This is a genomic window from Halobaculum sp. P14, from assembly GCF_051195155.1.
Taxonomy (GTDB): Archaea; Halobacteriota; Halobacteria; order Halobacteriales; family Haloferacaceae; genus JBNTKA01.
Genome location: NZ_JBNTKB010000001.1, coordinates 469,997 through 491,086, shown reverse-complemented (window position 1 = coordinate 491,086; position 21,090 = coordinate 469,997). Strand labels below are relative to the sequence as shown.

The 21,090-nt window shown below is 70.6% G+C and carries 20 protein-coding genes; 10 read left to right on the top strand and 10 right to left on the bottom strand.

The features are described 5' to 3' along the window. The first annotated feature begins 11 nt into the window (after positions 1–11). Complete coding sequence (locus tag ACQUS7_RS02490; protein WP_435128006.1) at positions 12–533, top strand: NUDIX hydrolase; 522 nt, start codon at positions 12–14, stop codon at positions 531–533. 25 nt (positions 534–558) lie between these two features. Here ACQUS7_RS02490 and ACQUS7_RS02485 read toward each other — a convergent pair whose 3' ends face one another. Further along, positions 559–2,058: a TiaS agmantine-binding domain-containing protein gene (locus tag ACQUS7_RS02485; protein WP_435144304.1), complete on the bottom strand. Its 1,500-nt coding sequence runs from the start codon at positions 2,056–2,058 to the stop codon at positions 559–561. A gap of 181 nt (positions 2,059–2,239) precedes the next feature. Here ACQUS7_RS02485 and ACQUS7_RS02480 point away from each other — a divergent pair, with 181 nt between their 5' ends. Both ACQUS7_RS02480 and ACQUS7_RS02475 read left to right on the top strand, forming a co-directional pair. Continuing rightward, positions 2,240–3,217 (top strand): transcriptional regulator, encoded by a 978-nt coding sequence (locus tag ACQUS7_RS02480; protein ID WP_435128009.1) that lies wholly within the window; start codon positions 2,240–2,242, stop codon positions 3,215–3,217. A gap of 252 nt (positions 3,218–3,469) precedes the next feature. Then, positions 3,470–4,171 carry a hypothetical protein gene (locus ACQUS7_RS02475; protein ID WP_435144302.1) on the top strand — a complete coding sequence of 234 codons (702 nt, stop codon included), beginning with the start codon at positions 3,470–3,472 and terminating at the stop codon, positions 4,169–4,171. Positions 4,172–4,279: 108 nt separating this feature from the next. On the opposite strand, the gene ACQUS7_RS02470 is transcribed toward ACQUS7_RS02475, so the two are convergent. Then, complete coding sequence (locus ACQUS7_RS02470) at positions 4,280–4,540, bottom strand: glutaredoxin family protein (protein ID WP_435128013.1); 261 nt, start codon at positions 4,538–4,540, stop codon at positions 4,280–4,282. 158 nt (positions 4,541–4,698) lie between these two features. On the opposite strand from ACQUS7_RS02470, the gene ACQUS7_RS02465 reads away from it, so the two are divergent. Further along, positions 4,699–5,382 carry a GNAT family N-acetyltransferase gene (locus ACQUS7_RS02465; protein WP_435145222.1) on the top strand — a complete coding sequence of 228 codons (684 nt, stop codon included), beginning with the start codon at positions 4,699–4,701 and terminating at the stop codon, positions 5,380–5,382. 18 nt (positions 5,383–5,400) lie between these two features. Here ACQUS7_RS02465 and ACQUS7_RS02460 read toward each other — a convergent pair whose 3' ends face one another. After that, entirely contained in the window at positions 5,401–6,648 is a 1,248-nt protein-coding gene (locus tag ACQUS7_RS02460) for an amidohydrolase family protein (protein ID WP_435144299.1), read from the bottom strand. Between the two features lie 100 nt (positions 6,649–6,748). Here ACQUS7_RS02460 and ACQUS7_RS02455 point away from each other — a divergent pair, with 100 nt between their 5' ends. Continuing rightward, positions 6,749–7,330 (top strand): transporter, encoded by a 582-nt coding sequence (locus ACQUS7_RS02455; RefSeq protein WP_435128017.1) that lies wholly within the window; start codon positions 6,749–6,751, stop codon positions 7,328–7,330. 2 nt (positions 7,331–7,332) lie between these two features. On the opposite strand, the gene ACQUS7_RS02450 is transcribed toward ACQUS7_RS02455, so the two are convergent. Both ACQUS7_RS02450 and ACQUS7_RS02445 read right to left on the bottom strand, forming a co-directional pair. Then, positions 7,333–7,896, bottom strand: coding sequence for a GNAT family N-acetyltransferase (locus ACQUS7_RS02450; RefSeq protein ID WP_435144296.1), 564 nt, complete (start codon positions 7,894–7,896; stop codon positions 7,333–7,335). Positions 7,897–8,019: 123 nt separating this feature from the next. Continuing rightward, positions 8,020–8,643 carry a metal-dependent hydrolase gene (locus ACQUS7_RS02445; protein WP_435144294.1) on the bottom strand — a complete coding sequence of 208 codons (624 nt, stop codon included), beginning with the start codon at positions 8,641–8,643 and terminating at the stop codon, positions 8,020–8,022. Between the two features lie 150 nt (positions 8,644–8,793). Between ACQUS7_RS02445 and ACQUS7_RS02440 the strand changes: the two genes are divergently transcribed. Both ACQUS7_RS02440 and ACQUS7_RS02435 read left to right on the top strand, forming a co-directional pair. Next, positions 8,794–9,513, top strand: coding sequence for a helix-turn-helix domain-containing protein (locus ACQUS7_RS02440; RefSeq protein WP_435128023.1), 720 nt, complete (start codon positions 8,794–8,796; stop codon positions 9,511–9,513). Positions 9,514–9,636: 123 nt separating this feature from the next. Continuing rightward, positions 9,637–10,008 carry an ArsR/SmtB family transcription factor gene (locus ACQUS7_RS02435; protein WP_435128025.1) on the top strand — a complete coding sequence of 124 codons (372 nt, stop codon included), beginning with the start codon at positions 9,637–9,639 and terminating at the stop codon, positions 10,006–10,008. Between the two features lie 91 nt (positions 10,009–10,099). On the opposite strand, the gene ACQUS7_RS02430 is transcribed toward ACQUS7_RS02435, so the two are convergent. The 5 genes from ACQUS7_RS02430 to ACQUS7_RS02410 form a co-directional block, all read right to left on the bottom strand. Next, positions 10,100–10,465 (bottom strand): thioredoxin family protein, encoded by a 366-nt coding sequence (locus tag ACQUS7_RS02430; RefSeq protein WP_435128027.1) that lies wholly within the window; start codon positions 10,463–10,465, stop codon positions 10,100–10,102. Between the two features lie 115 nt (positions 10,466–10,580). Further along, positions 10,581–11,918 (bottom strand): hydroxymethylglutaryl-CoA synthase, encoded by a 1,338-nt coding sequence (gene hmgB / locus ACQUS7_RS02425; RefSeq protein ID WP_435144289.1) that lies wholly within the window; start codon positions 11,916–11,918, stop codon positions 10,581–10,583. A 67-nt stretch (positions 11,919–11,985) separates the two neighbouring features. Continuing rightward, complete coding sequence (locus tag ACQUS7_RS02420; protein WP_435144286.1) at positions 11,986–14,310, bottom strand: Ig-like domain-containing protein; 2,325 nt, start codon at positions 14,308–14,310, stop codon at positions 11,986–11,988. Positions 14,311–14,352: 42 nt separating this feature from the next. After that, on the bottom strand, positions 14,353–14,931 hold the full coding sequence (locus ACQUS7_RS02415; RefSeq protein ID WP_435128033.1) for a DUF2150 family protein: 579 nt from the start codon (positions 14,929–14,931) through the stop codon (positions 14,353–14,355). 108 nt (positions 14,932–15,039) lie between these two features. Next, the gene (locus tag ACQUS7_RS02410; RefSeq protein WP_435144283.1) at positions 15,040–15,888 is read right to left on the bottom strand and encodes a TatD family hydrolase; all 849 of its coding nucleotides are present in this window, start codon (positions 15,886–15,888) and stop codon (positions 15,040–15,042) included. 167 nt (positions 15,889–16,055) lie between these two features. Between ACQUS7_RS02410 and ACQUS7_RS02405 the strand changes: the two genes are divergently transcribed. From ACQUS7_RS02405 to ACQUS7_RS02395, 3 genes are all read left to right on the top strand, one after another. Then, positions 16,056–17,171: a M24 family metallopeptidase gene (locus ACQUS7_RS02405; protein ID WP_435144280.1), complete on the top strand. Its 1,116-nt coding sequence runs from the start codon at positions 16,056–16,058 to the stop codon at positions 17,169–17,171. A gap of 38 nt (positions 17,172–17,209) precedes the next feature. Next, complete coding sequence (locus ACQUS7_RS02400) at positions 17,210–18,625, top strand: DUF7544 domain-containing protein (protein ID WP_435144277.1); 1,416 nt, start codon at positions 17,210–17,212, stop codon at positions 18,623–18,625. Positions 18,626–18,766: 141 nt separating this feature from the next. Continuing rightward, a complete protein-coding gene (locus ACQUS7_RS02395) occupies positions 18,767–21,025 on the top strand; it encodes an NADP-dependent malic enzyme (RefSeq protein WP_435144275.1) in 2,259 nt (752 codons plus the stop codon). Positions 21,026–21,090: the final 65 nt, after the last annotated feature.

The following is a 21,090-nucleotide window of genomic DNA, read 5'->3' as shown; positions in this document are numbered from 1 at the left end:
AACCGTCGGCCGTGCTCACGGTTCCCGGCGACTACTGTCCGCTGTGCGGCGCCGAACTCGGCCGCGTCGACGTCGAAGGCCGGCGGCGACGGTACTGCGCCGCCTGCGACCGCGTCGTCTGGCAGAACAGCCGGCCCGTCGCCGGCGCGTTCGTCGTCGACGGCGACGAACTGCTGCTGGTGGAGCGCGCGACGGAGCCGGACTTCGGGACGTGGGGCGTCCCCGGCGGCAACATCGAGTTCGACGAGCCGCCGGCGGTCGGCGCGGCCCGCGAACTGGTCGAGGAGGCCGGCGTCCGCGTCGACCCGGAGGAGTTGACGCTGTTCCGCACCGACCACGCCGTCCGGGACGGGCGCGGCGTTCTCGCGCTCCGGTACGTCGTCGACCGCGCGGACGTCGTCGGCGACCCGGTTCCGGGCGCGGAGGTGACGGACGCCCGGTTCGACTCGCCGTCGTGGTTCGAAGCCACCGACCGCGGCGTCGCGAGCCTCGACGCGGACGCGATTCGGGAGGCCAGCGGCTACTTCGACTGACCGGCGCGTCGAAGCCGCGGCGGACTCAGCGTTCGGGGTGCGTCGGCGCGTCGAAGCCGCCGCGGACCAGCGGCTTCGCGACGTGTCTGCGGGCGCACGGCGGCACCTCGTACCAGCCCGGTTCGAGGTCGCGGTCCAGCGGCCGGTCGACCTTGCCGTCCGCGTCGGTGCCGCAGTCGCGGCACCGGTACCCCTGATTCCGGCCGGCCGACTCCATCGACCGGCCGCAGCCGGGGCACTCCGGGACGACGGGCTCGGTGTCGACGAGGTCGCGCACCGCGAACTTCTCCAGTTTCAGCGTCCCGTCGGTCACCTCGCCGCACACTGTGAGTTCGTCGCCGACGCGGAGCGCCCGGACGCGGTCGCGGAACCGCTTCGTCGGCTCGAACGCCGCGCAGTCCAGCGTCGCCGCCGCGTCGCCGTCGCTGTCGCCGTCGCCGGTGCTGTGGTCGTCGCTGTCGCCGTCGCCGGTGCTGTGGTCGTCGCTGTCGCCGTCGCCGGTGCTGTGGTCGTCGCTGTCGCCGTCGCCGGTGCTGTGGTCGTCGCTGTCGCCGTCGCCGGTGCTGTGGTCGTCGCTGTCGCCGTCGCCGGTGCTGTGGTCGTCGCTGTCGCCGTCGCCGTGGTCGTCGCAGACACTTTCGTCGACCGGTTCGACGGAGAAGAACACGTGGCCGCCGCGTCGAGTCTCCGGTGCGGCGGCGACTTCGCAGTCGACGCGGTAGGCGTGGCCGTCGCGGACGGCGGCGAGGGAGGCGTCGCGGAGGTGGGCGTCCGTGCCCTGATTCGTTCGGAACAGCGCGGCGCGGTCGACGCGCTCGGAGTCGATTCCGTCGGCGACGCGCCGGACCGCTTCCGGGTCGTCGCCGCGGACGCCGTACAGAATCGGGCCGGGCGCGCTCGGGACGCAGACGGCCTCGCCCTCCGCCCGGTCGACGGTGTCCCACGCCGCCGGGTACGCCTCGTCGGCGGCGCGAAACACGGAGTCGGCGTCGACGTCGCGGGGCGTGCCGCACCGGTCGAATTCGCGGTAACTGACGTGTTCGACGGTCCAGTCGTCGAACGCGCGGTCGGCGCCGACGGCGGCCAGCGCCCCGATTCGGCCGCGCCCGCCGGCCCAGCCGCGGTGGGCGAAGCCGGCGGACTCCGCGAGCGCGACCGCGTCGTCGAGGTCGTGGAAGTCCCGGACGGCGCCCCGCGAGAACTCGGCGACCGCGGCCGGGACGTCCGCCGGGCCGCGGTCGGCAACGACGACGCCGGGGCTGGTCTCCGGGTCGTCGTCGACGGCGTACGTCTCGACGAGGTCAGCGGCGAGTTCGAGCGCCCGGTCGGCGTTGACGTCGGCGTGGACCGCGAGCGCGGCGTTCCCGCGGGTCTTGTGCTCCACGGCGGGGTTCAGCCGCACGAGCAGCAGGTCCCGGACGGCGCCGCCCTCGCGGTCGATGGCCTCGGCGAGCAGCGCGGCGAGGTACGTGCTGCACATGCCGTCGCTGCGGGAGTCGGTGTCGTCGAGGCCGATGACGGTCACGGACGAACCGAGGCGGCGGACGGAATTGGGTGTTTCGCGTCGCGCCGACCGCCGAACGGCGAGCGCTGACCCGACCGCATCGCGTCGGCCGCGAACCCTCGACAGAGCGCCTGACGGCGGCCGCTCCCGTCCGCTCTGCCCGGCACAACCCATATATGTTGGGGACGGCTTACAGTCGAACATGTCTCGGAAGGCGGTCATCGAGAACGTCACCGCGATGCTCGCGGACGTGGACTTCCTCGTCAGCGAGCGGTGCGCGGTCCGCCCCAAGAGCTTCGACCTCGCCGCGCGGCGCGGCGAGGACACGCTGCTGCTGAAAGTGCTCGGCAACGTCGACGCCTTCGACGGCCCGACCGGCGCCGAGATGCGTCGACTCGGCAACTACCTCTCCGCGACGCCGATGGTCGTCGGGCTCCGCACCCGCGACGAGGACCTGAAGCCGGGCGTCGTCTACTTCCGGCACGGCGTCCCGGCGATTCACCCCGACACGCTGTACGACCTCGTCGTCGAGGAGGTGCCGCCGCTCATCTACGCCGCCCCGGGCGGCCTCTACGTCAACATCGACGGCGACCTCGTCGGCGACGAGCGCCGCGAACGCGGCTGGAGCCTCGGCCAGCTCGCCGACGAACTCGGCGTCTCCCGGCGCACCGTCGCGAAGTACGAGGACGGCATGAACGCCTCCGTCGAGGTCGCCGTCCAGCTCGAAGAGCTGTTCGACCGCCCGTTCTCGGACCCGGTGAACGTCATGGAGGGCGCCGAGGAGGTCCGCGACGCCGACCCGACGCCGGAGCCGCCGGCGGCCGACCCGGACGACGAACACGTCCACGCCGTCCTCTCGCGCGCCGGCTTCCTCGTCCACCCGACCCAGCGCGCCCCGTTCAAGGCGGTCAGCGAGGACGCCGACCGGTCGCAGGTCGAGTTCACGCTGCTCACCGGCCACTCCGCGTTCACGAAGACCGCGGCGAAGCGCGCCAAACTGATGGCGTCGCTCGGCCGCGTCACCCGAACCCGCGCGGTCTACTTCACCGAGGAGCGCAGCAAGCGCGACTCCGTCGACGGCACCGCCATCGTCTCCATCGACGAACTCGCCGACAGCGACGACCCGGACCGCATCCGCGAGCTCATCCGCGAACGCAGCGACGAACCGCAGGAAGCGTAACGGACGAAAGACTCGGCTCCGGTCGGCGCGGACGCGTTCCCGGCTGATAGAGCAGCGGCCATCTGCTGTTGACGCGCAGAAAGCATTTACGCGGAACGACGAAGCGTCAGTGTGATGCCCTCCAGACGCGCGTATCTCGCGGCTCTCGCAGCCGCGGGTACCGCCGGCTGCATCGGCGGCTCGGCCGGTTCGACGACCGGGGCACCGACGGACCATGGTTCGGCCGGGTCGAGGACGGCTTCGCGTCCCGCAGTGACCGTCGAGGCGGCGGCCGTTCAGTACGCCTACCGCCACATCGAGAACGTCGACTGGAACGGGATTCGGTCGGCAGACGGCCAGTTCGTGTTCGTGACCGTCGACGCCACCGACGCGGAGCAGCCGCCGAATCGAGACGCGTTCAGGCTCGTCACCGCTGACGACGTCTACGAGCCGGCGGACATCAGAGACACAGCCCCGGTCGGCCTCGACGTACCGGGAGGGCCGTACACGCCCGAACAGGAGAACGAGGAACCGACCGGGTGGCTCGCGTTCAGTGTGCCGGCCCGACTGGACACGGAGCCGTCGCTCCGACTCGACGCCGAGAACAACTCCTGGAAGCGGAGACTCGACACCGAGAAGGCGACGGCGCCGCCGCCCGCGTGGGACTGGACCGCAAGCGCACCCGAGACGGTCCGACCGGGCGAGCGGTTCACGATCACCGTGACCGCCGACAACGTCGGCGACGGCCCCGGGACCTTCCGCGGCGCCGTGAATTTCTCGTTCCCCCTCTATCGGCCGGAGGGGTTCGACATCGTGCTCGACTCGGGCGAGTCCGGCGAGGCGACTATCTCGGCGAGTAGTACGCACGCCGACCCGGGAATGGAACTGGAATACGGCGTCCGGACGCCTGCGGGAGAGTCGACGGTGACCGTCGCCGTGGGGGCCGAGTCGGCCACCACCGGGAGTCCGAACTGAGTTCCGGTTCCCACGAACGCCGAGCTGCTGGGCTGATTCGGGACGCTGCCCTTCGAAAATGAGTGGCCGCTGTCGGCGGGCCGCACCTGTCGTCGACGTGGTGGGGCGTCAGGCGCCGGCGTTCGAGCCGTACGTCTCCTCGAGGTACTCGACGATGTCGTCGGACTCCGGCATGCCCTCGACGCCGTGCTCCTCGTCGACGAGGACGGGGACGCCGGTCTGGCCGCTGACCTCCTTCACCTCGGTGCGCTCGTCGTGCGACTGCGGCACCATCACGGAGTCGTATTCGAGGCCGAGCTCCGCGAGCTTGTTCTTCACTTTCGCGCAGTACGGGCAGCCTTCGAGTTCGTAGAGGACGAGGTCTGACATTGCAGCGGGGAGTTGGAGTCGCCCGCTCTTAAACCCGGCCGTGGTGTGCGTCGCCGGCACCGAGTCGTGCGGCCGCCGGGTCACCCGACGGCCGTCGGTGCGTCACGCGGTCGCACGGCCGAGCAAACGTTTTTGTGGTGGTGCCGGACGATGCGGCCGTGTTCCCCGACCGCATCCGCACCGACCGCCTCCGACTGGACCGCCACGACGCCGCCGTCGACCCGCTGACGTTCTACGCGCACGCCGGCGCCGACCAGACCGACAGCATCGACCGGGAGACCGAACACGTGTCGTGGTCGCCGCACGACACCCCGAAGGAGAGCGCCGAGGTCACCGAGCGGTTCGCCGACGGCTGGACCGGCCGCGAGGCCGCGACGTACGCCGTCTTCCCGCGCGACGGCGAGGACGGCGCCGGCGAGTACGCCGGCAACACCGGGCTGCAGGTGGACTGGGACCGCCGGACCGGGACGCTCGGCATCTGGCTCCGCGAGCCGTTCTGGGGGCGCGGCTACTCCGGCGAACGCGCGATCGCGCTCGCCGACCTCGCCTTCCGCCGCCTCGACCTCGACCTGCTCGCCGTCGAGGCGTACCCGGCGAACGACCAGTCGGTCCGCGCCATCGAGAAGTACGTCGACCGCCTCGGCGGCCGCGAAGCGGGCGTCTTCCGCAACAGAATCGCGGACGCCGACGGCGACCCGCGCGACGTCCGCCGGTACTCGGTCAGCCGCGACGAGTACGAAGACGCCGTCGACGCCGGAGCCACCGGCGACGAGGCAGGAGGCGGTGACGTCGACGGCTGGCCGCACGCCGCGTTCGTCGACGCCGTCGCCTTCGAGGCGTAGCCGGGCGCCGCTCGCGCGCTACTCGGCCGGCTCCGAGTCGCGTGCGCCCTTCGCGGTCCGAGACACCGCGGCGTCGTCGCGGCCGGCGTCCCGAATCGCGTCGCGGAGCTCGTAGTCGCTGCCGCCGACGACGTCGCCGCCCTTCAGGACGACCGCCGGGTCGTTCAGCGTCGCGAGGTCGTCGGTCGGATCCGCCCTGCACAGCACGACGTCGGCGTACGTCCCCGGTTCCAGCGTGCCCTGGTCGTCGAGGCCGACGACGTCGGCGGCGGTCTCGGTCATGGCGACGATGGCGTCCAGCGGCGACATGCCGTACTCGGCCATGAACTCGGCTTCGGCGGCGTTCGCGCCGTGCATGTTGAACGGCGTGCCGGCGTCGGTGCCGCCGGCGACGCGCACGCCCGCCTCGACCGCCCGGCCGAACGACTCGATGTGGCGCTCGTAGACGTGCTCGGTCTTCCGCTGGACGTCCGCGGTGGCGGCGTCCATGTTCCGGACGATGTGGTAGGGCGCCGACAGCGTCGGCACCAGCGTCGTCTCGGTTTCGAGCAGCAGGTCGACGGCTTCGTCGTCGAGGAACGTCCCGTGTTCGACGGTGTCGACGCCGGCCCGCACCGCGGCCTTCACGCCGGCGGCGCCGTGGGCGTGCGTCGCGGCGTGCATCCCGCGGCGGTGCGCCTCGTCGACGAGCGCGTCCAGTTCGTCGTCGGTCAGTGCCACCGCGTCCGGGTCGGTGCCGGGCGTCGTCACCCCGCCGGTCACCATGAACTTGATGAAGTCGGCACCCTGCTTGGACTGCTCGCGGACCGCCTTCCGGGCGTCGACCGGGCCCGTGATTTCGCGGCCGAGGTGGTGGCCGTGGCCGCCGGTCGCGGTAATCGACCGGCAGTTCGCCGCCATCCGCGGGCCGGGGACGTCGCCGGCGTCGATGCGGTCGCGGAGCCGGACGTCGACGTCGCGTGCGCCCATCGCGCGGACGCCGGTGACGCCGGCCTCCAGCGTCCGCCGGGCGTTCCGCGCCTCCACCAGCGCCAGTTCGGCGTCGCTCATCCCGACGACGTCGTCGACGGTTCGCTCGCCCGACAACGAGAAGTGGACGTGCGCGTCGACCAGCCCCGGAACCGCGGCTACCTCGGGGAGCGACACGACCGATTCGTCGCCGTCGGCGGTCAGGTCGCCGACCGCGGCGATGCGGCCGTCCGACACGCGGAGGTCGCCCGTGCGGACGCCGTCGCCGTCGACCAGCGTGAGATCGCAGAGAAGCACGTCCCGGTGTCCGTCCGGCCCGCAAAAGACGATTTCGGCTCGTTGGATTCGCCCGCTGCGGCCAGAAAAGATACGGTGCCTGCCGCCAGAGAGTCCCGTCGTGAGTCAGACAGCCTCTCGGTCCCCGACAGACGACGTCCCGTTCGGCGTCGGCGCCGTCGCCGGCGTCGCCGCGTACGCCCTCGGCTACCTGGTCACGTACCTCTGGCAGTCCGGCGCGGTCCGCGAACAACTCAACGCCTTCAACTTCCTCGCGGAACTGCTCGGCGGCGACCCGATTCCGGTGTGGAAAGGCGTCGGCTGGTACTTCTACAACGCCCACTTCGTCGACGTGCTCGTCCCCGGACTCGGCGGCGCCCGAACGGCGAACTTCATCGCGAGCGCCGACGGCGGGAACATCGCGCTGCTGTACGCCGTCCCGCCGGTGCTGCTGCTGCTCGCCGGCGCCGCCGCGGGCGCGCTCTCGGACGCCGACGTGCCGAGCGACGGCGCGGTCGCCGGCCTCTCGGTCGTCCCGGCGTACTTCGTCTTCGCGGCGGCGGGGACGTTCCTGTTCGCGTACGGCGTCGGCGACGCGGGCAGCGTCCACCCGGACTACGTCACCGGCGTCCTGCTGGCCGGCGTCGTCTACCCGGCCGTCTTCGGCGGCGTCGGCGGCGCGGCCGCGTCGCTGTTCGAGTAGGCCTACAGCGGCCGCGCCACCATCTCGCCCCAGTGCGTGAAGCCGAACCGCTCGTAGAACGCCGCCGCGCGCTCGTTCTCCCGGTCGACGTCCAGCACCATCCGGTCGAGCGGCAGGTCCTGCGCCCGGGCGGTGCCGAGCGCAGACGCCAGCAGCGCGTCGGCGACGCCGGTGCCGCGCGCGTCGGGCGCGACGAAAATCTCGTTCAGCACCGCCGCGTCCCAGACGAACGACAGCGACTCCGGCAGCACGAACACGTAGCCGACGAGCGAATCGCCGTCGTCCGCGACGGCGACGCAGCCGCCGTTCTCGTCGACGCAGCGACCCACCCAGTCCAGCCAGCGCCGCCGGTAGTCGTCGGTGAGTTTCGCCTCGTACTGCGCCGCCTTCTCGTCGCCGCCGGTGCCGGCGCCCAGCCCGGTTTCGAAGCCGCACTTGAGGTCCCACAGCGCCGCGGCGTCGCCGTCGCGGTACGGACGCACGGTCACGCCGTCCGGGGCGGCGTCGTCGACCGGGTCAGCGGCGTCGCCCCCTGGCTCTGTCGAGTCTGTCGAGTCGGTCGGCATGGGTGCGTCGTCGCCCGCGCCGGTGATGAACGCCCGGGTCGCGGTCGTCGTCGCTGGTGGCAGTCGCTCGCCGCTTTCGCCCGCCGTGTCGCGGCCGAAAGACGGCGGTCGCTGTCGGTGCTGTCAGCGCGCCGCGCGGCGCCCGCGGACCGTCAGGACGGCGGCGCTCACCGCGACCAGCAGCAGCTGCCAGCCGCTCCAGACCACCGGGAACACCCGCTCGACGGACCGCTTTTCGTCGCCCGGCGTCGGGTCGACGCCGGTCCTGTAGTGCAGCGTCTCGGTCGTCCGCACCCGCTCGGGCGTCAGGTCGACGAACGTCTGGACGACGCCGCGGGTGCTCGACAGCGACAGCTTGCCGTTCAGCGTGTAGAACTGATCGTGAATCGGCCAGAACAGGTTCACGCCGTTCGTCACGTAGTCCAGGCCGACGCCCGCGACGGCGAACGCCGCAAGCGCCGTCCACGCGACGGCCGGGCCGCGGGCGCCGTACCGCGCGTACAGCACGGACACCTCCCGGACGCGCGTGTCGTACAGCAGCACCGCGGCGGCGGCGACCGGCAGCAGGGCGTTGTGGCCGAGCGACCGGTGGGCCCCCACGACAACGGTCGAAAAGAACGCGTCGAGGTCCGGGACCGCGGCGGCGACGAGCACCGCCGCGACCGCGCCGCGCGTGAAGTCGTCGTCGCGCAGCAGCGCCGCCGCCAGCAGCCCCGCGAACGCGACGTGAACCAGCGTCGACGGCATCGCCACCGACTCCGCCGCCGGAACGGATGTACGTTTCGCCGACCCGCCCGCTGCTCGCCGCGCCGGCGGCCTGCCACCGCGCCGGCGACGCGGAGCGCGTCGCCGGTCGGCTCCGACACCCTTATCGCGCCGTCACCGTTCCGTTCAGCCATGACCACGGGGGACGACCCGGGGGCGCCGCGCGCCGAACTGGCGCGCCGCATCGCCGGCGAAATCACGCTGTCGGACGACCCCGGCGCGACGCTCCGGAAGTGGCGGACCGACTTCAGCGTCTCGCAGACCGAACTCGCAGAGCGGATGGACGTCTCGTCGTCGGTCGTCTCCGACTACGAGAGCGGCCGACGGGAGTCGCCCGGCATCGGCCTCGTCTCCCGCGTCGTCGAGGGGCTGCTCGACATCGACGAGTCCCGCGGCGGCACCCGCATCCGCCAGTACGCCCGCGTCGTCTCCGCCGGCTTCGAGTCCGACATCGTCCGCGACATCCGCGAGTACCCGACGGCGGTGCCGACCAGCCGGGTCTACGACGCGCTCGACGCCACCGAAATCGTCGCCGGCGAGCGCGACACCGTCAACGGCCACACCGTCATCAACTCCATCCAGGCCATCACGTCGCTCTCCAGCGAGGAGTTCTACCGGCTGTACGGCCAGTCCACCGACCGCGCGCTCGTGTTCACCGGCGTCACCCGCGGCGAGTCGCCGCTCGTCGCGCTCCGCGTCGTCACGCCCACCCCGAACGCCGTCATCCTCCACGGCCTCGACGAGGAGGCGCTGTGGGACCACGCCGGCGCGCTCGCCGACGTCGACGGCTTCTCGCTCGCCGTCTCTACCGCGCCGCTCGAGGAGGCGCTCGACGAACTCCGGCGCATCTGACCGGGTCCGCGGCCGCCGCGGCCGCCCGGCCCGACGGGTCCACGCAGCACCGATTCCGCGACACGTCGACTCTCGGCCGCCTCGCCGCCGCTGTTTTCCGCGTCCGCACGGAACACGGACCCGATGGGGAGCGACGGAGACGACCGTTCGGACAACGCCGAAATCCCGGGTGGCTCTGCGGACGCCGCCGGACCCGAGGACGACGGAGCCGACCGCGACGTCGACGCGGTGCTGGACGCGCTCGGCAACGAACACACCAGAGCCGTCCTCGCGGCCGCGGGCGACGGCCCGGTGGACGCCGACGACATCGCCGAGACGTGCGACGCGTCGCTCCCGACGGTGTACCGGCGGCTCGACGACCTCTGCGACCTCGGGCTGGTCGACGAACGCCGCCGCGTCGACGACGACGGCACTCACTACCAGACCTACGAGGCCACCGTCGACCACCTCCGCGTCGACGTGGCGGACGGCGCGCTCGGACTCGACGCCCGCTGACGGCCGCACGAGTGCCGAGTCGGGAATCCGAAAGAAGAGGGTTGAGAACTCCGAAGCCGGCGGCTTCTGGCGCGCTGCGCTCGGCGGACCGTTAGCGGTGGTCCTCGACGAACTCCACGACGCGTTCGGCGCCGACGAAGCCGTCGACGAGCCGCCCGACCTCCTCCGGTTCGCCGTCGTCGGCGCGGAACAGCAGCAGCGCCGGGACCGACGTGATGTCGTGGTCGCCGACCAGCGACGGGTCGTCCTGCGGATTCACCGTCAACACCGGGACGTCGGCGGCGCGGGAGACGACGCCGAGCACCGGCTCCATGCTCTGACACAGCGTACAGCCCTTCGTGTAGAACTCCACCAGCACGAGGTCGGCGTCGTCGCAGGCGGCTCCGAGTTCGTCGGGGAACGCTCGGGCGTCGACGTCTCGCGGCGGCCGCGCGGAGACAGCGTCGGATTCGCTCACACCGACGCTGACGCGGCGTGCGGTGAAAGCGGTTGCACGGTCGTGTGCTGTCGGCGCACCGGCGTCTCGCGGTGCGGGACGCGAAAAGCGCGGCGTCGTCGCGGTCGCGGTGCGGCTACTCGACGTAGTCGTACTTCCGTTCGTTCATGCGGCCCCAGCCGGTGTGGACGAACTCGCCGTCGGGCTGCGTGAACTCCTCGATTTCGGCGTCGAGGTCGTGGTTGTGCGCGTCGTGCACCGTCTCGTACTCGTCGAAGTCGAGGTCGTACCGCCGGTCGAGCTGGTCGTCGATGCTGAGCGCGGACACCTCGTCGGCCCAGCCGTCCCGGACGGTTTCGGCGTGGATTTCGGCCTGCGCGCCGGAGCCGTACGAGCCGACGAGCAGTTTCTTCCCGGTCATGTCGACGCCCTGCTCGGCGGCGTGTTTGAGGGAGGCGGCGCGGGCGACGTGGACGGAGCCGGTGTACCAGTTACCGACGCGGCGGGCGAGCCCGAGCGTCGGCTCGATGGTCTCGCCGTACCAGTCGCGGTAGCGGTCGGTGCGTTTCAGTTCGTCCATGTAGTCGCGGATGGCGTCCTCGTAGGCGTCCCAGGAGTCGTACTCGGACTCGCGGGGCTGCCGGCCGATTTCGGCTTCGAGGTCGTCTTCGATGTCGGTGCCGCGAATCATGTGTCGGTAGCCGAGCAGCCCCGCCTTCCGGACCATGCCGGGGAACGGCGTGTGGAACGGGATGAACTCGAAGTCGTCCGGGTGGGTGTCCCACGCGACCGACTCGAAGTCCTCCAGCGCCTCCCGCATCCGCGCGAGGTACACCTGCATCGACCGCTTGCCGTCGACGGACGGGAACTGCTGGTTCGGCTTCAGGAAGTCCGTCTCGTCGGCGGAGCCGTACCCCTGCTCGGTCGACAGTTCGACGACCGAGGGGTCCTCGTCGATGAGCATCGCCACCGCGCCGGCGCCCTGCGTCGCCTCGCCGGGGTCGCCGCGGGCGTACAGCGCCGTGTCGGTCGCGATGACGAGCGCCGCGCGGCCGCGGTTCCGCCCCGCCCGAATCCAGTTGTACGCGTCGTCGATGGACTGCGTGCCGGCGACGCACGCGAACTTCCGTTCGCCCTTGTTCGCGTGGTGGAAGTCGCCGTCGTACACCTGTTCGAGACACCCGGCGATGTACGTCGACACCGGCTTCGAGTTGTCGAAGGCGGACTCGGTCGCGACGTCGATGCGGCCGATGTCGTCCGGCGAGAGGTCGCGGCGGTCCATCAGCCGCTTGGCCGCGTTCGCCCCCATCGTCACGATGTCCTCGTAGGTGTCAGGGAACGACGACGTCTCCAGCCCGAGCCCCTTCGTGTACTTCTCGGGGTCCTCGCCTTTCGCCGGCGCGAACGTGTTCGGGAGGTCGAGCTGCAGCTTCCCGGTCCAGATTTCGATGGCGTCGATGCCGACGGCTGTCATGGCCCGCGCTTCGGGGAACGGGCTTATGGGTCTGTCGATGAGTGATACGTCAACTGTCGTACCTGCGTCAGTTCGGCGACACCGTTCCGACCGTCGCGCTCCCGCTGACCGTGATGTCGTCGGGGCTGTAGACGAGCACTTTCGCGTTGCCGTTCCCGCGTCTGATCACCGCTCCGTCGACCGAGAGCGTCGCGGAACTGGTGGAGAGCTCTGCATCGAAGCTGCTGTACTGGTCTCCGACGAGTTCGGCGTTCGTGAGGGTCATATCCCCGTTCGATATCAGGTCCAGATCGGCGTTGCTCCCGGACGACACGTCGAGTTCGGCCCCGGACGCGTCGAGCGGTCCTCCGTTTGCACCGAGGCGAAGCAGTCCGGTCACGGTTATTTCGGCGTCTTCCGCCGAGACCGTCCCGGTCGCAGTGACGTCGAAACTCCGGCCGTTGCCGCCGGTGTTGTCGATGGTGGCGCCGTCGAGCGAGACCTCGCCAGCACTGGCGGTGACCGAAATCGACGCCGCGGACCGAATCGTTCCGCCGCTCACATCCACGCTGTCACCGTTCAGGGTGACCTGCGCTCCAGTTGCGTCTGTGGTGTCGATGGTTCCGGCGACCCGGACGGCACCGTTTTCGGCCTGGAGTGTCGTCGCGCCGTAGTCCTGCACAGTCATCGTCGCACCCGACTCGACTGTGATCGACGCCGCCTGGATGTCGAAGCCGTTTGCGGTCACGTCTCGCTCGACGACCAGATCCACGTTCGTATTCTGGAAGTCCTGAAGGTCGGAGTCCGTGTAGGTGGTTTCGCCGTCGTCGTAGACGCCGTTCTCGTTGGCGTCGTTGAACGCCACCGCGCCGGACGGAAGCGGCTCACCGCCGTCGCCGCCCACGACACGGACGGGCAGGGAATCACCGCCTCCACCGGCTGTGGCGTACACGACGGCTTCGCCGGTGGCGAACGAGAGTTGCACAGTAGTGCGACCGTCAGCGGCCGTGACGCCGGTCGAACTGGCGCCGGAGAACGCCGCAACGGAGGCGTTCGTCGTACTGAAATCGACCGAGGCCCCGTCCACGGGCTGACCGTCCTCGCTGGTCGCTCTGACCGTTACGTCGATCGGCGAACTGACGACGGAGGCGTTGATCACGAGCGTGCCGTCGGGTGCGACCGTCACTCCGGACGGCTCCTTGATCCGGTCCGTGTCCCAGACCAACGAGTACGTCGCGTCCCCCGCCGTGCTCCCCCCGTCAGTCACTGTCACGGAGACGTTCGCGTCCGCGGCGGTCGAGGCGTCGAACCCGGAGCCGGTGACGTCGCCGTAGCTGAACTGGAGGGTCACCGAACCGACGTCGGTCGCGCGGTATTCGAACGTCGCGTACCCATCGTTATCGGTCCTCACTGTCTCTGAGACGAACGATCCTGGGCCGTTCGCGAGGCCGTTCACTTGCGTGTTGGTCACCGGGTTACCGTACTTGTCGCGGACCTCGACGACGACCTCGCGAACCGATCCGGGGTCAGCAGCGCCCGGTGCCCGGACGACGTCGACGTACGCCGGCTCGTTCGTCGCAGCGACGTCGCGACCGACGCCGACCGCCGCGACGCCGAGCGAGTAGTCTCGGCTCGCGTTCAGGTGGATGCGGACGCGGTCTGCACCGACCTGAGTTATCTCCGTGACCCAGCCGGCGGCGAGTTCGTCGTCGAGGAGTTTGTTCGACCACGTGGTCGCCGACAGCGTCGTCGGAACGACGATCGTGAGGTTTCCTGAGACGGTTTCGCGTCTGTCGATCGTGCTCACCGCGGACGGATCGACCGAGACCAGCTGTACGCCGTTTCGCGAGAGCGTTCCGTTGACGGTGACGAGCGTGATTTTGTCGCCGTCGACGACCGTCGGCTCGTCGAGTACCAGCGACTGCTCGCCGAAATCATTGACGACCGCAGTCGACTCATAGCGGGTCACCGGCGCCTCGCGGTACTCGTTGTACTGCGGCTGGTAGACGACGAACTTCGACGAGAAGTTCCGTCCGCCCGTCCAGTAGTCGTTCGCCTCGCCGCCCGTAGTCGAGAGAACCGTCACGTTGCTGAGCGAGAGACTGCCGCCCGGCTCGGTGCGAAGCGACCCGCTTGCCGGTGGGGGGTTGACGAAGAACGTCCGGGTCGGGTAGCGCGTCCCGAGTTTCACCGTTGCCGGGGGTGCGCTCCCGGCCCGACCGGTCGCGTCGATACTGTTTCCGAGCCGGACAATGTCGTTTTGCACCGCCTGGCTGTGACGGAACTCGACCTCCTCGTTCTGCTGCGGGACGACCGTCGCCTGGTACATCGACATCGCGACGACGAGAAACCCGAACAGGATGACGGCGCCGATCTGCACGGACTGCGCGCGGTCGTCGTCGAGGAGGCGCATACCAGTTTCTCCGGGGCGGCTCTGAAAAGCGTGCCGCCCGACTCAGTCTTCCTCTTCGACGACTTCGGGGTCCGACATCGCCGACTGCAGCGAGTCGAGCCCGTTCACCCACTCCGAGACGAGGCCGTACTCGAGGTCCTCGACGACGTCCATCGGGAGTTCGGCGCCGTCGATGATTTTGGTGCCGGCCTGCACGAGGTAGCCGAGCGCCGCGTCGACGTCGTCGTTCTGCTCGGCGTCGGCGGCGGCGCGGACGTACTCCTCGACGGAGCCCTCGTCGGCGGCGCCGCCGACGACGTACTCCTCTGCGGCGTAGAACACGCAGACCAGGCTGGTCTGGACGCCGTCGATGAGCATCGCCTTCTCCTCGCTTTCGAACTCCGGCTCGGAGAGCACCACGTCGCGGATGTCGGCGAGTTCCTGGGTCGCGCGGTCCTCGTCGATGCGGCCGTCGTCGTACGCCGCGACGACCTTCGCGATGGCGATGGCGGTGTCGTCCTGCAGATTGAGAAGCAGGCGCGCGGACTCTTCCTCTTCGGGGTCGAGGTCCTCCTCCCGCACTCTGTCGAGCCAGTTCTGCCACCGGTCTTCGGTGTAGAACGTTTCCTCGGATTCGCTCATACACCAATCGTCCGGGGCTGCATTGATATGCCTTCCGTATCCCTGGATTTCCGGTGAAACGCCGGGAGAACCGCGAGAGGGCGGCAGCAGGCGCGGCGCGGAGCCGCGTCAGTCGAGCGTCGCGACGGTGTCGATACCGTACACAGTCGCCGGTGTTTCCACGTGCGCGAGCGCCACGGCGTCGTCGTACCCCTCCTCCAGGAGCCACCGGACGCGACGCGGCACCGTCTTCGGCCCCATGACGGCGCCGGGCCGGTCGGGGTCGTCGACGTAGTCGGTCTCCATCAAGAACGGGTCGCCGCGTTCGGCGGCGGTCACCAGCCAGTCCTTCTCGCACATCACGCTCGGCGTCGGCCCGACGAGCGACCCGCTCGCGTAGTGTTTCACGACGCGCTCGGCCGGCATCCCGGCGTCCGCCGCCCACGACGCCACCTCGGTCAGGTCGTCCGTCGTCTCCGTGTGCAGCTGGACCGCGCAGTCGAGGTCGGCGCCGAGTTCGAACGCGTGCCGCATCACGTCGTTCGACGCCGCCCACACCGCGTCGTCGACGTCGTAGTGCGGCCGCCCGGACTTCAGCGCGAGCGCCCGGCCGTCGGCGACGTACTCCGCGGCGACGTCGAGGCCGCCGCACATCAGTTCACGCGCCTCCTCGGGCGCGAAGCCCCGGTCGTCCACCAGCCGCGAAATCAGCCCGGGGTGGACGCCGAGCACCGGCCACGCCCGGCCGCGGAGCAGCTCCGTCGCCTCGGCCACGACGGAGATGGTCTCCTCGAAGACGGCGCGGAAGTCCGCCGGCTCGTCCGCCTCCACGCCGAGGTGCCACGACGGCTTGTTCACGACCAGCAGGTGCGTCCCGCCGAGCCGCGCGAAGTCCTCCACCGCGTCCATGCCGCGGGCGTGCGCCGGGTCGAGATGCAGGTGGTCGTCCAGCACCGGCGTCCCGAGGTCCTCGCTCATCACCCGGCCGTCGTTGTCCGCGCCGCATAACGATGCGGGCTATCGAGCGGCCGCCTGCCCGACCATCGAACGGCCGCCCACCGCGTCGCCGCGAGCCGGGTGACGCGGCCGCGTCGTCGCGAGTCGGATGACGAGGGATTGAAGCCCGGGCGTGCGGTGTCGCCGGTATGGTCGACATCGACGACCGCGAGTCCCGACTGGACCGGTTCCTCGCGGCCGAGGGGTACGAGGCGGCGTGGTTCGCGCGGCCGAACAGCTTCGCGTGGGCGACCGGCGGCCAGAACTGGGTGGACGCCTCCGCCGACGTCGGCGACGCCGCGGTCGGCTACCTCGGCGACGGCGAGTGGACGGTCGTGACGAACAACGTCGAGGCCGAACGCATCGCCGCGGAGGAACTGCCGGCGGCGCTGTCGATGTCCGTGGTCGCGGACGACTGGTACGAGGCGTCGCTCGCGGAGTCGGTGGCGGCGCGGTCGCCGACGCCCGCGGCCGCCGACTTCGACGTGCCCGGACTGGAGTCGGTCGACCCGACGCGGCTCCGCCTCCGCCTCGGCGACGACGACCTGGAGCAGTACCGCGCGCTCGGCGAGGAGGTCGCACTCGCCGTCGAGACCGTCTGTCGGGAACTCGAACCCGGCGACACCGAACACGAGGTCGCCGCGGCGCTCCGAATCTCGCTCGCGTCCCGCAACATCGACGTCCCGGTCGCGCTCGTCGGCGGATCGGAGCGCGCCCCGGAGTACCGCCACCCGACGCCGACCGACGCGGCGCTCGGCGACTACGCCGTCGTCATCGTCACCGCTCGGCGCGCCGGCCTGCACGCCTCCTGCACCCGGACCGTCGCGTTCGACCCGCCGGAGTGGCTGGAGGCGCGGCACCGCGCCGCACAGCGAGTCGAGACCCGAGCCGTCGCGGCGACGCAGGAGGCCGCCCGAGCCACGGCAGCGGACGACGACCGCGAGGGGACGGCCGGCGACGTGTTCGCGGCGATTCAGGAGGCGTACGCCGACGCCGGCTTCGACGGCGAGTGGCGCCACCACCACCAGGGCGGCGCGACCGGCTACGCGGGCCGGGAGTGGTTCGCGACGCCGGACAGTGACGCGCCGGTCGCACCGGAGGCAGCCTACGCCTGGAACCCGACGGTACAGGGGGCGAAAAGCGAGGACACGGTGTACGTGGACACCGACGACGTCGAGGTGCTGACGGACTCGGGGCGGTGGCCGACCGAGACGGTGGAGGCCGGCGGCCTCACGCTCGAACGTCCCGACGTGCTGTCGAAGTAAGGGGAACCTTCATGTCCCGTTAGTGAATCGTGGCCGATATGTCCTGGCACGCAATCGACGCTGTCGATGACGCCATCGACGCGTCCAAAGGGTTCCTGTTCCCGTTTTCGCTCGGGCGCTGGGCCCGATTAGCCCTCCTCACGCTCCTGCTCGGCGGCGGCGGTGTCGGCTTCCAGCAGGTCTTCCGCATCCCGCAGTTCGTGAGCCAGTACGGTTCCGAAACCACCACCAGCGCGACGTCGCTGCTCTCCGGCGGCCCCGCGGCCGGATTCGGCGCCGCCGCAGCCCTCCCGCTGCCCTCGGTGCTCGGTCAGGCGCCCGGCCTCCACGAGTTCCTCCCGGCTGCAGTCGGCATCCTCGGGCTCGTGTTCCTCGCGCTGCTGCTCCTGCTCGTCGTCGTGCTCGTCGTCGCCGTGCCGGTGCTCGAATTCGTGTACGTCGACGCGATTCGGCGGGACGAGGTCCGCATCCTCTCGCCGTTCCGGCGCTTCTTCTGGAAGGGAATCCGGCTGCTCCTGTTCCAGCTCGGCGTCACGGTCCTGTTCGCGATTCCGGTCGTCGTCGTCGCCGGCGTCGTCCTGGCCGGCTACGTGTCGGTCGACTCGCTCGGCGTCGGCGCCCTCGTCGCGCTCGCCGTGGTCGCGGTGCTGTACTTCCTGCTGTTCGTGTTCGTCAACCGGGTCACGCGGGAGTTCGTCGTCCCCGCGATGCTCGTCGACGACTCGGGCGTCATCGCCGGCTGGCGGAACGTCTGGCCGCTGCTGCGCGGCCAGCCGAAACAGACCGTCGTGTACGTCCTCATGCACTTCTTCGTCGGAATCGGCGTCAGCATCGGCCGCGGCATCGCCGCGCTGGTCGGGCTCATCGCGGTCGCCATCGTCAGCGCGGTCGTCGGCCTCGCCACCGCCGCCGTCGTCGGCACGACTGACCTCGGCGTCAGCGCCGGCCTGCTCGCCGGCTTCGGCGTCGGCGTCCTGCTGTACCTCGTGTTCGTCGCCGCGCCGCTGTCCGTCCTCGCCGTGACGTACCTGCGCACCTACGAACTCGCGACGCTCGCGGGCTTCGACGACCACTACGACCTCCTGACTCCGTACCGCGAAGACGACGACGCCGGCGACGCGGGTGAAGCCGGCAGCGGACCGGGCGACGGAGACGGCGGCAGCGGACCCAGCGCGGTCGCCGACCGCGGCGCGAGCGACGGAGCCGGAGTCGGTTCGGCGTCCGACGCGTCTCTCGGAGACGAGTCCGTATCCGCCGACGAATCCCCGGACGGCTCGGCGCCCCCTCGGGACTCCGATGAGTTCGGCGACTTCGTACCGGCCACTTCGGACGCCGACGAGTCCGGAGATGCCGACACCGACGCCGACGAGTCCGCAAACGCCGAGTCCATCGACGACGCCGCGGACGAGTCCGCCGGAGCCGACTCCTCCGGCGACGACGAGGACGCAACGTAGCCCATCGTCGCTGAGGCGGCGTGCGGCCGGAACGCCCGTCGACGAGCGCGTCTCCGTCCCGGACGAGTCGGGAGCGGACGACTCGGGGCCGTCCCCGCCGCGCTCGGTAGCTTTTTCCATCACCCCACCGGTTCCTCCGCCATGGGACTGGACGACGACGCACGGGAGTACCACCGGGAGGAGCCGCCCGGGAAGATCGAGATTTCGACGACCAAGCCGACGAACACGCAGCGGGACCTCTCGCTCGCGTACTCGCCGGGCGTCGCGGCGCCGTGTCGCGACATCGCCGCAGACCCCGGCGACGCATACGAGTACACCGCGAAGGGGAACCTCGTCGGCGTCGTCTCGAACGGCTCGGCGGTCCTCGGCCTCGGCGACATCGGCGCGCAGGCGTCGAAGCCGGTGATGGAAGGGAAAGGCGTCCTGTTCAAGCGGTTCGCCGACATCGACGTGTTCGACGTCGAACTCGACGAGTACGATCCGGACGAGATCGTCCGGACCGTCTCGTCGATGGAGCCGACGTTCGGCGGCGTCAACCTCGAGGACATCAAGGCGCCCGAGTGCTTCGAGATCGAGTCGCGGCTCCGCGAGGAGATGGACGTCCCGGTGTTCCACGACGACCAGCACGGCACCGCAATCATCTCCGGCGCCGCGCTGCTCAACGCCGCCGACGTCGTCGGCAAGGAGCTCGCCGACCTCGACATCGTCTTCTCCGGCGCCGGCGCGTCCGCCATCGCCACGGCGCGCTTTTACGTGTCGCTCGGCGCGGACGAGGACAACATCACGATGTGCGACTCCAGCGGCATCATCACGGAGGAGCGCGCCGAGTCCGGCGACGTCAACGAGTTCAAGCGGGAGTTCGCGCGCGACGTCCCCGGCGGCGACCTCGCCGACGCGATGGAGGGCGCAGACGTGTTCGTCGGCCTCTCCGTCGGCGGCATCGTCAGCAAGGAGATGGTCCGGTCGATGGCGGACGACCCGGTCATCTTCGCGATGGCGAACCCCGACCCGGAAATCGCCTACGAGGACGCGAAGGCCGCCCGCGACGACACCGTCATCATGGCGACCGGCCGCTCGGACTACCCGAACCAGGTGAACAACGTCCTCGGCTTCCCGTTCATCTTCCGCGGCGCGCTCGACGCCCGCGCGACCGACATCAACGAGGAGATGAAACGCGCCGCCGCGGAGGCGCTCGCGGACCTCGCCCGGCAGGACGTCCCGGACGCCGTCGTGAAGGCGTACGGCGACCAGCCGCTGCAGTTCGGCCCGGACTACGTCATTCCGAAGCCGCTCGACCCGCGCGTCCTCTTCCAGGTCGCGCCGGCGGTCGCGCAGGCCGCGATGGACTCCGGCGTCGCCCGCCGCGACATCGACGTCGACGAGTACACAGAGCGGCTCGAAGCGCGCCTCGGCAAGAGCCGCGAGATGATGCGCGTCGTCCTCAACAAGGCGCGGTCGGACCCGAAGACGGTCGCGCTCGCGGAGGGGACGGACGAGAAGATGATTCGCGCCGCCTACCAGATGCGCGAGCAGGGCATCGCCGACCCGGTGCTGCTCGGCGACCGCGACGACATCGCGGCGACGACCGCGGAACTCGGTCTCGACTTCGACCCGGAGGTCGTCGACCCCGAGGAGGACGAGAAGGCCGACGAGTACGCCGACCGGCTGTACGAACTGCGCAAGCGGAAAGGCATCACGCGATCTGAAGCCGGCGAACTCGTCTCGCGCGACACGAACTTCTTCGGCTCCGTCATGGTCGAGGAGGACGACGCGGACGCGCTGTTGACCGGGCTCACGCACCACTACCCGAGCGCGCTCCGTCCGCCGCTGCAGGTCATCGGCACCCACGAGGACGCCGAGTACGTCGCCGGCGTCTACATGCTGACGTTCAAGAACCGCGTCGTGTTCTGCGCGGACACCACGGTGAACCAGCAGCCCGACGAGGAGGTGCTCGCCGAGGTGACGAAACACACCGCCGAACTCGCCCGCCGGTTCAACGTCGAGCCGCGCGCCGCGATGCTGTCGTACTCCAACTTCGGCTCCGTCGACAACCCCGGGACGGCGAAGCCGCGCCGCGCCGTCGAGATGCTGCACGACGACCCGGACGTCGACTTCCCGGTCGACGGCGAGATGCAGGCTGACACCGCCGTCGTCGAGGACATCCTGGAGGACACCTACGAGTTCGCGGACCTCGACGGCCCCGCGAACGTCCTGGTGTTCCCGAACCTCGAAGCCGGGAACATCGGCTACAAGCTGCTCCAGCGGCTCGGCGGCGCGGAGGCCATCGGGCCGATGCTCGTCGGCATGGACAAGCCGGTGCACGTGATGCAGCGCGGCGACGAAGTGAAGGACATCGTCAACCTCGCCGGCGTCGCCGTCGTCGACGCACAGCAGGAGTAGCTCGCCCGCTCGCCGGTCGGCGAACGTGACGCCGACCCTTCATTTCTCCACCCCCAGACTGAGAC

Coding starts and splice junctions, on each gene's coding strand:
- ACQUS7_RS02440 (WP_435128023.1), top strand. CDS start 8,794: ATGACCACGGGGGACGACCCGGGGGCGCCGCGCGCCGAACTGGCGCGC.
- ACQUS7_RS02405 (WP_435144280.1), top strand. CDS start 16,056: ATGGTCGACATCGACGACCGCGAGTCCCGACTGGACCGGTTCCTCGCG.
- ACQUS7_RS02480 (WP_435128009.1), top strand. CDS start 2,240: ATGTCTCGGAAGGCGGTCATCGAGAACGTCACCGCGATGCTCGCGGAC.
- ACQUS7_RS02415 (WP_435128033.1), bottom strand. CDS start 14,931: ATGAGCGAATCCGAGGAAACGTTCTACACCGAAGACCGGTGGCAGAAC.
- ACQUS7_RS02435 (WP_435128025.1), top strand. CDS start 9,637: ATGGGGAGCGACGGAGACGACCGTTCGGACAACGCCGAAATCCCGGGT.
- ACQUS7_RS02445 (WP_435144294.1), bottom strand. CDS start 8,643: ATGCCGTCGACGCTGGTTCACGTCGCGTTCGCGGGGCTGCTGGCGGCG.
- ACQUS7_RS02470 (WP_435128013.1), bottom strand. CDS start 4,540: ATGTCAGACCTCGTCCTCTACGAACTCGAAGGCTGCCCGTACTGCGCG.
- ACQUS7_RS02395 (WP_435144275.1), top strand. CDS start 18,767: ATGGGACTGGACGACGACGCACGGGAGTACCACCGGGAGGAGCCGCCC.
- ACQUS7_RS02410 (WP_435144283.1), bottom strand. CDS start 15,888: ATGAGCGAGGACCTCGGGACGCCGGTGCTGGACGACCACCTGCATCTC.
- ACQUS7_RS02400 (WP_435144277.1), top strand. CDS start 17,210: ATGTCCTGGCACGCAATCGACGCTGTCGATGACGCCATCGACGCGTCC.
- ACQUS7_RS02420 (WP_435144286.1), bottom strand. CDS start 14,310: ATGCGCCTCCTCGACGACGACCGCGCGCAGTCCGTGCAGATCGGCGCC.
- ACQUS7_RS02450 (WP_435144296.1), bottom strand. CDS start 7,896: ATGCCGACCGACTCGACAGACTCGACAGAGCCAGGGGGCGACGCCGCT.
- hmgB (WP_435144289.1), bottom strand. CDS start 11,918: ATGACAGCCGTCGGCATCGACGCCATCGAAATCTGGACCGGGAAGCTG.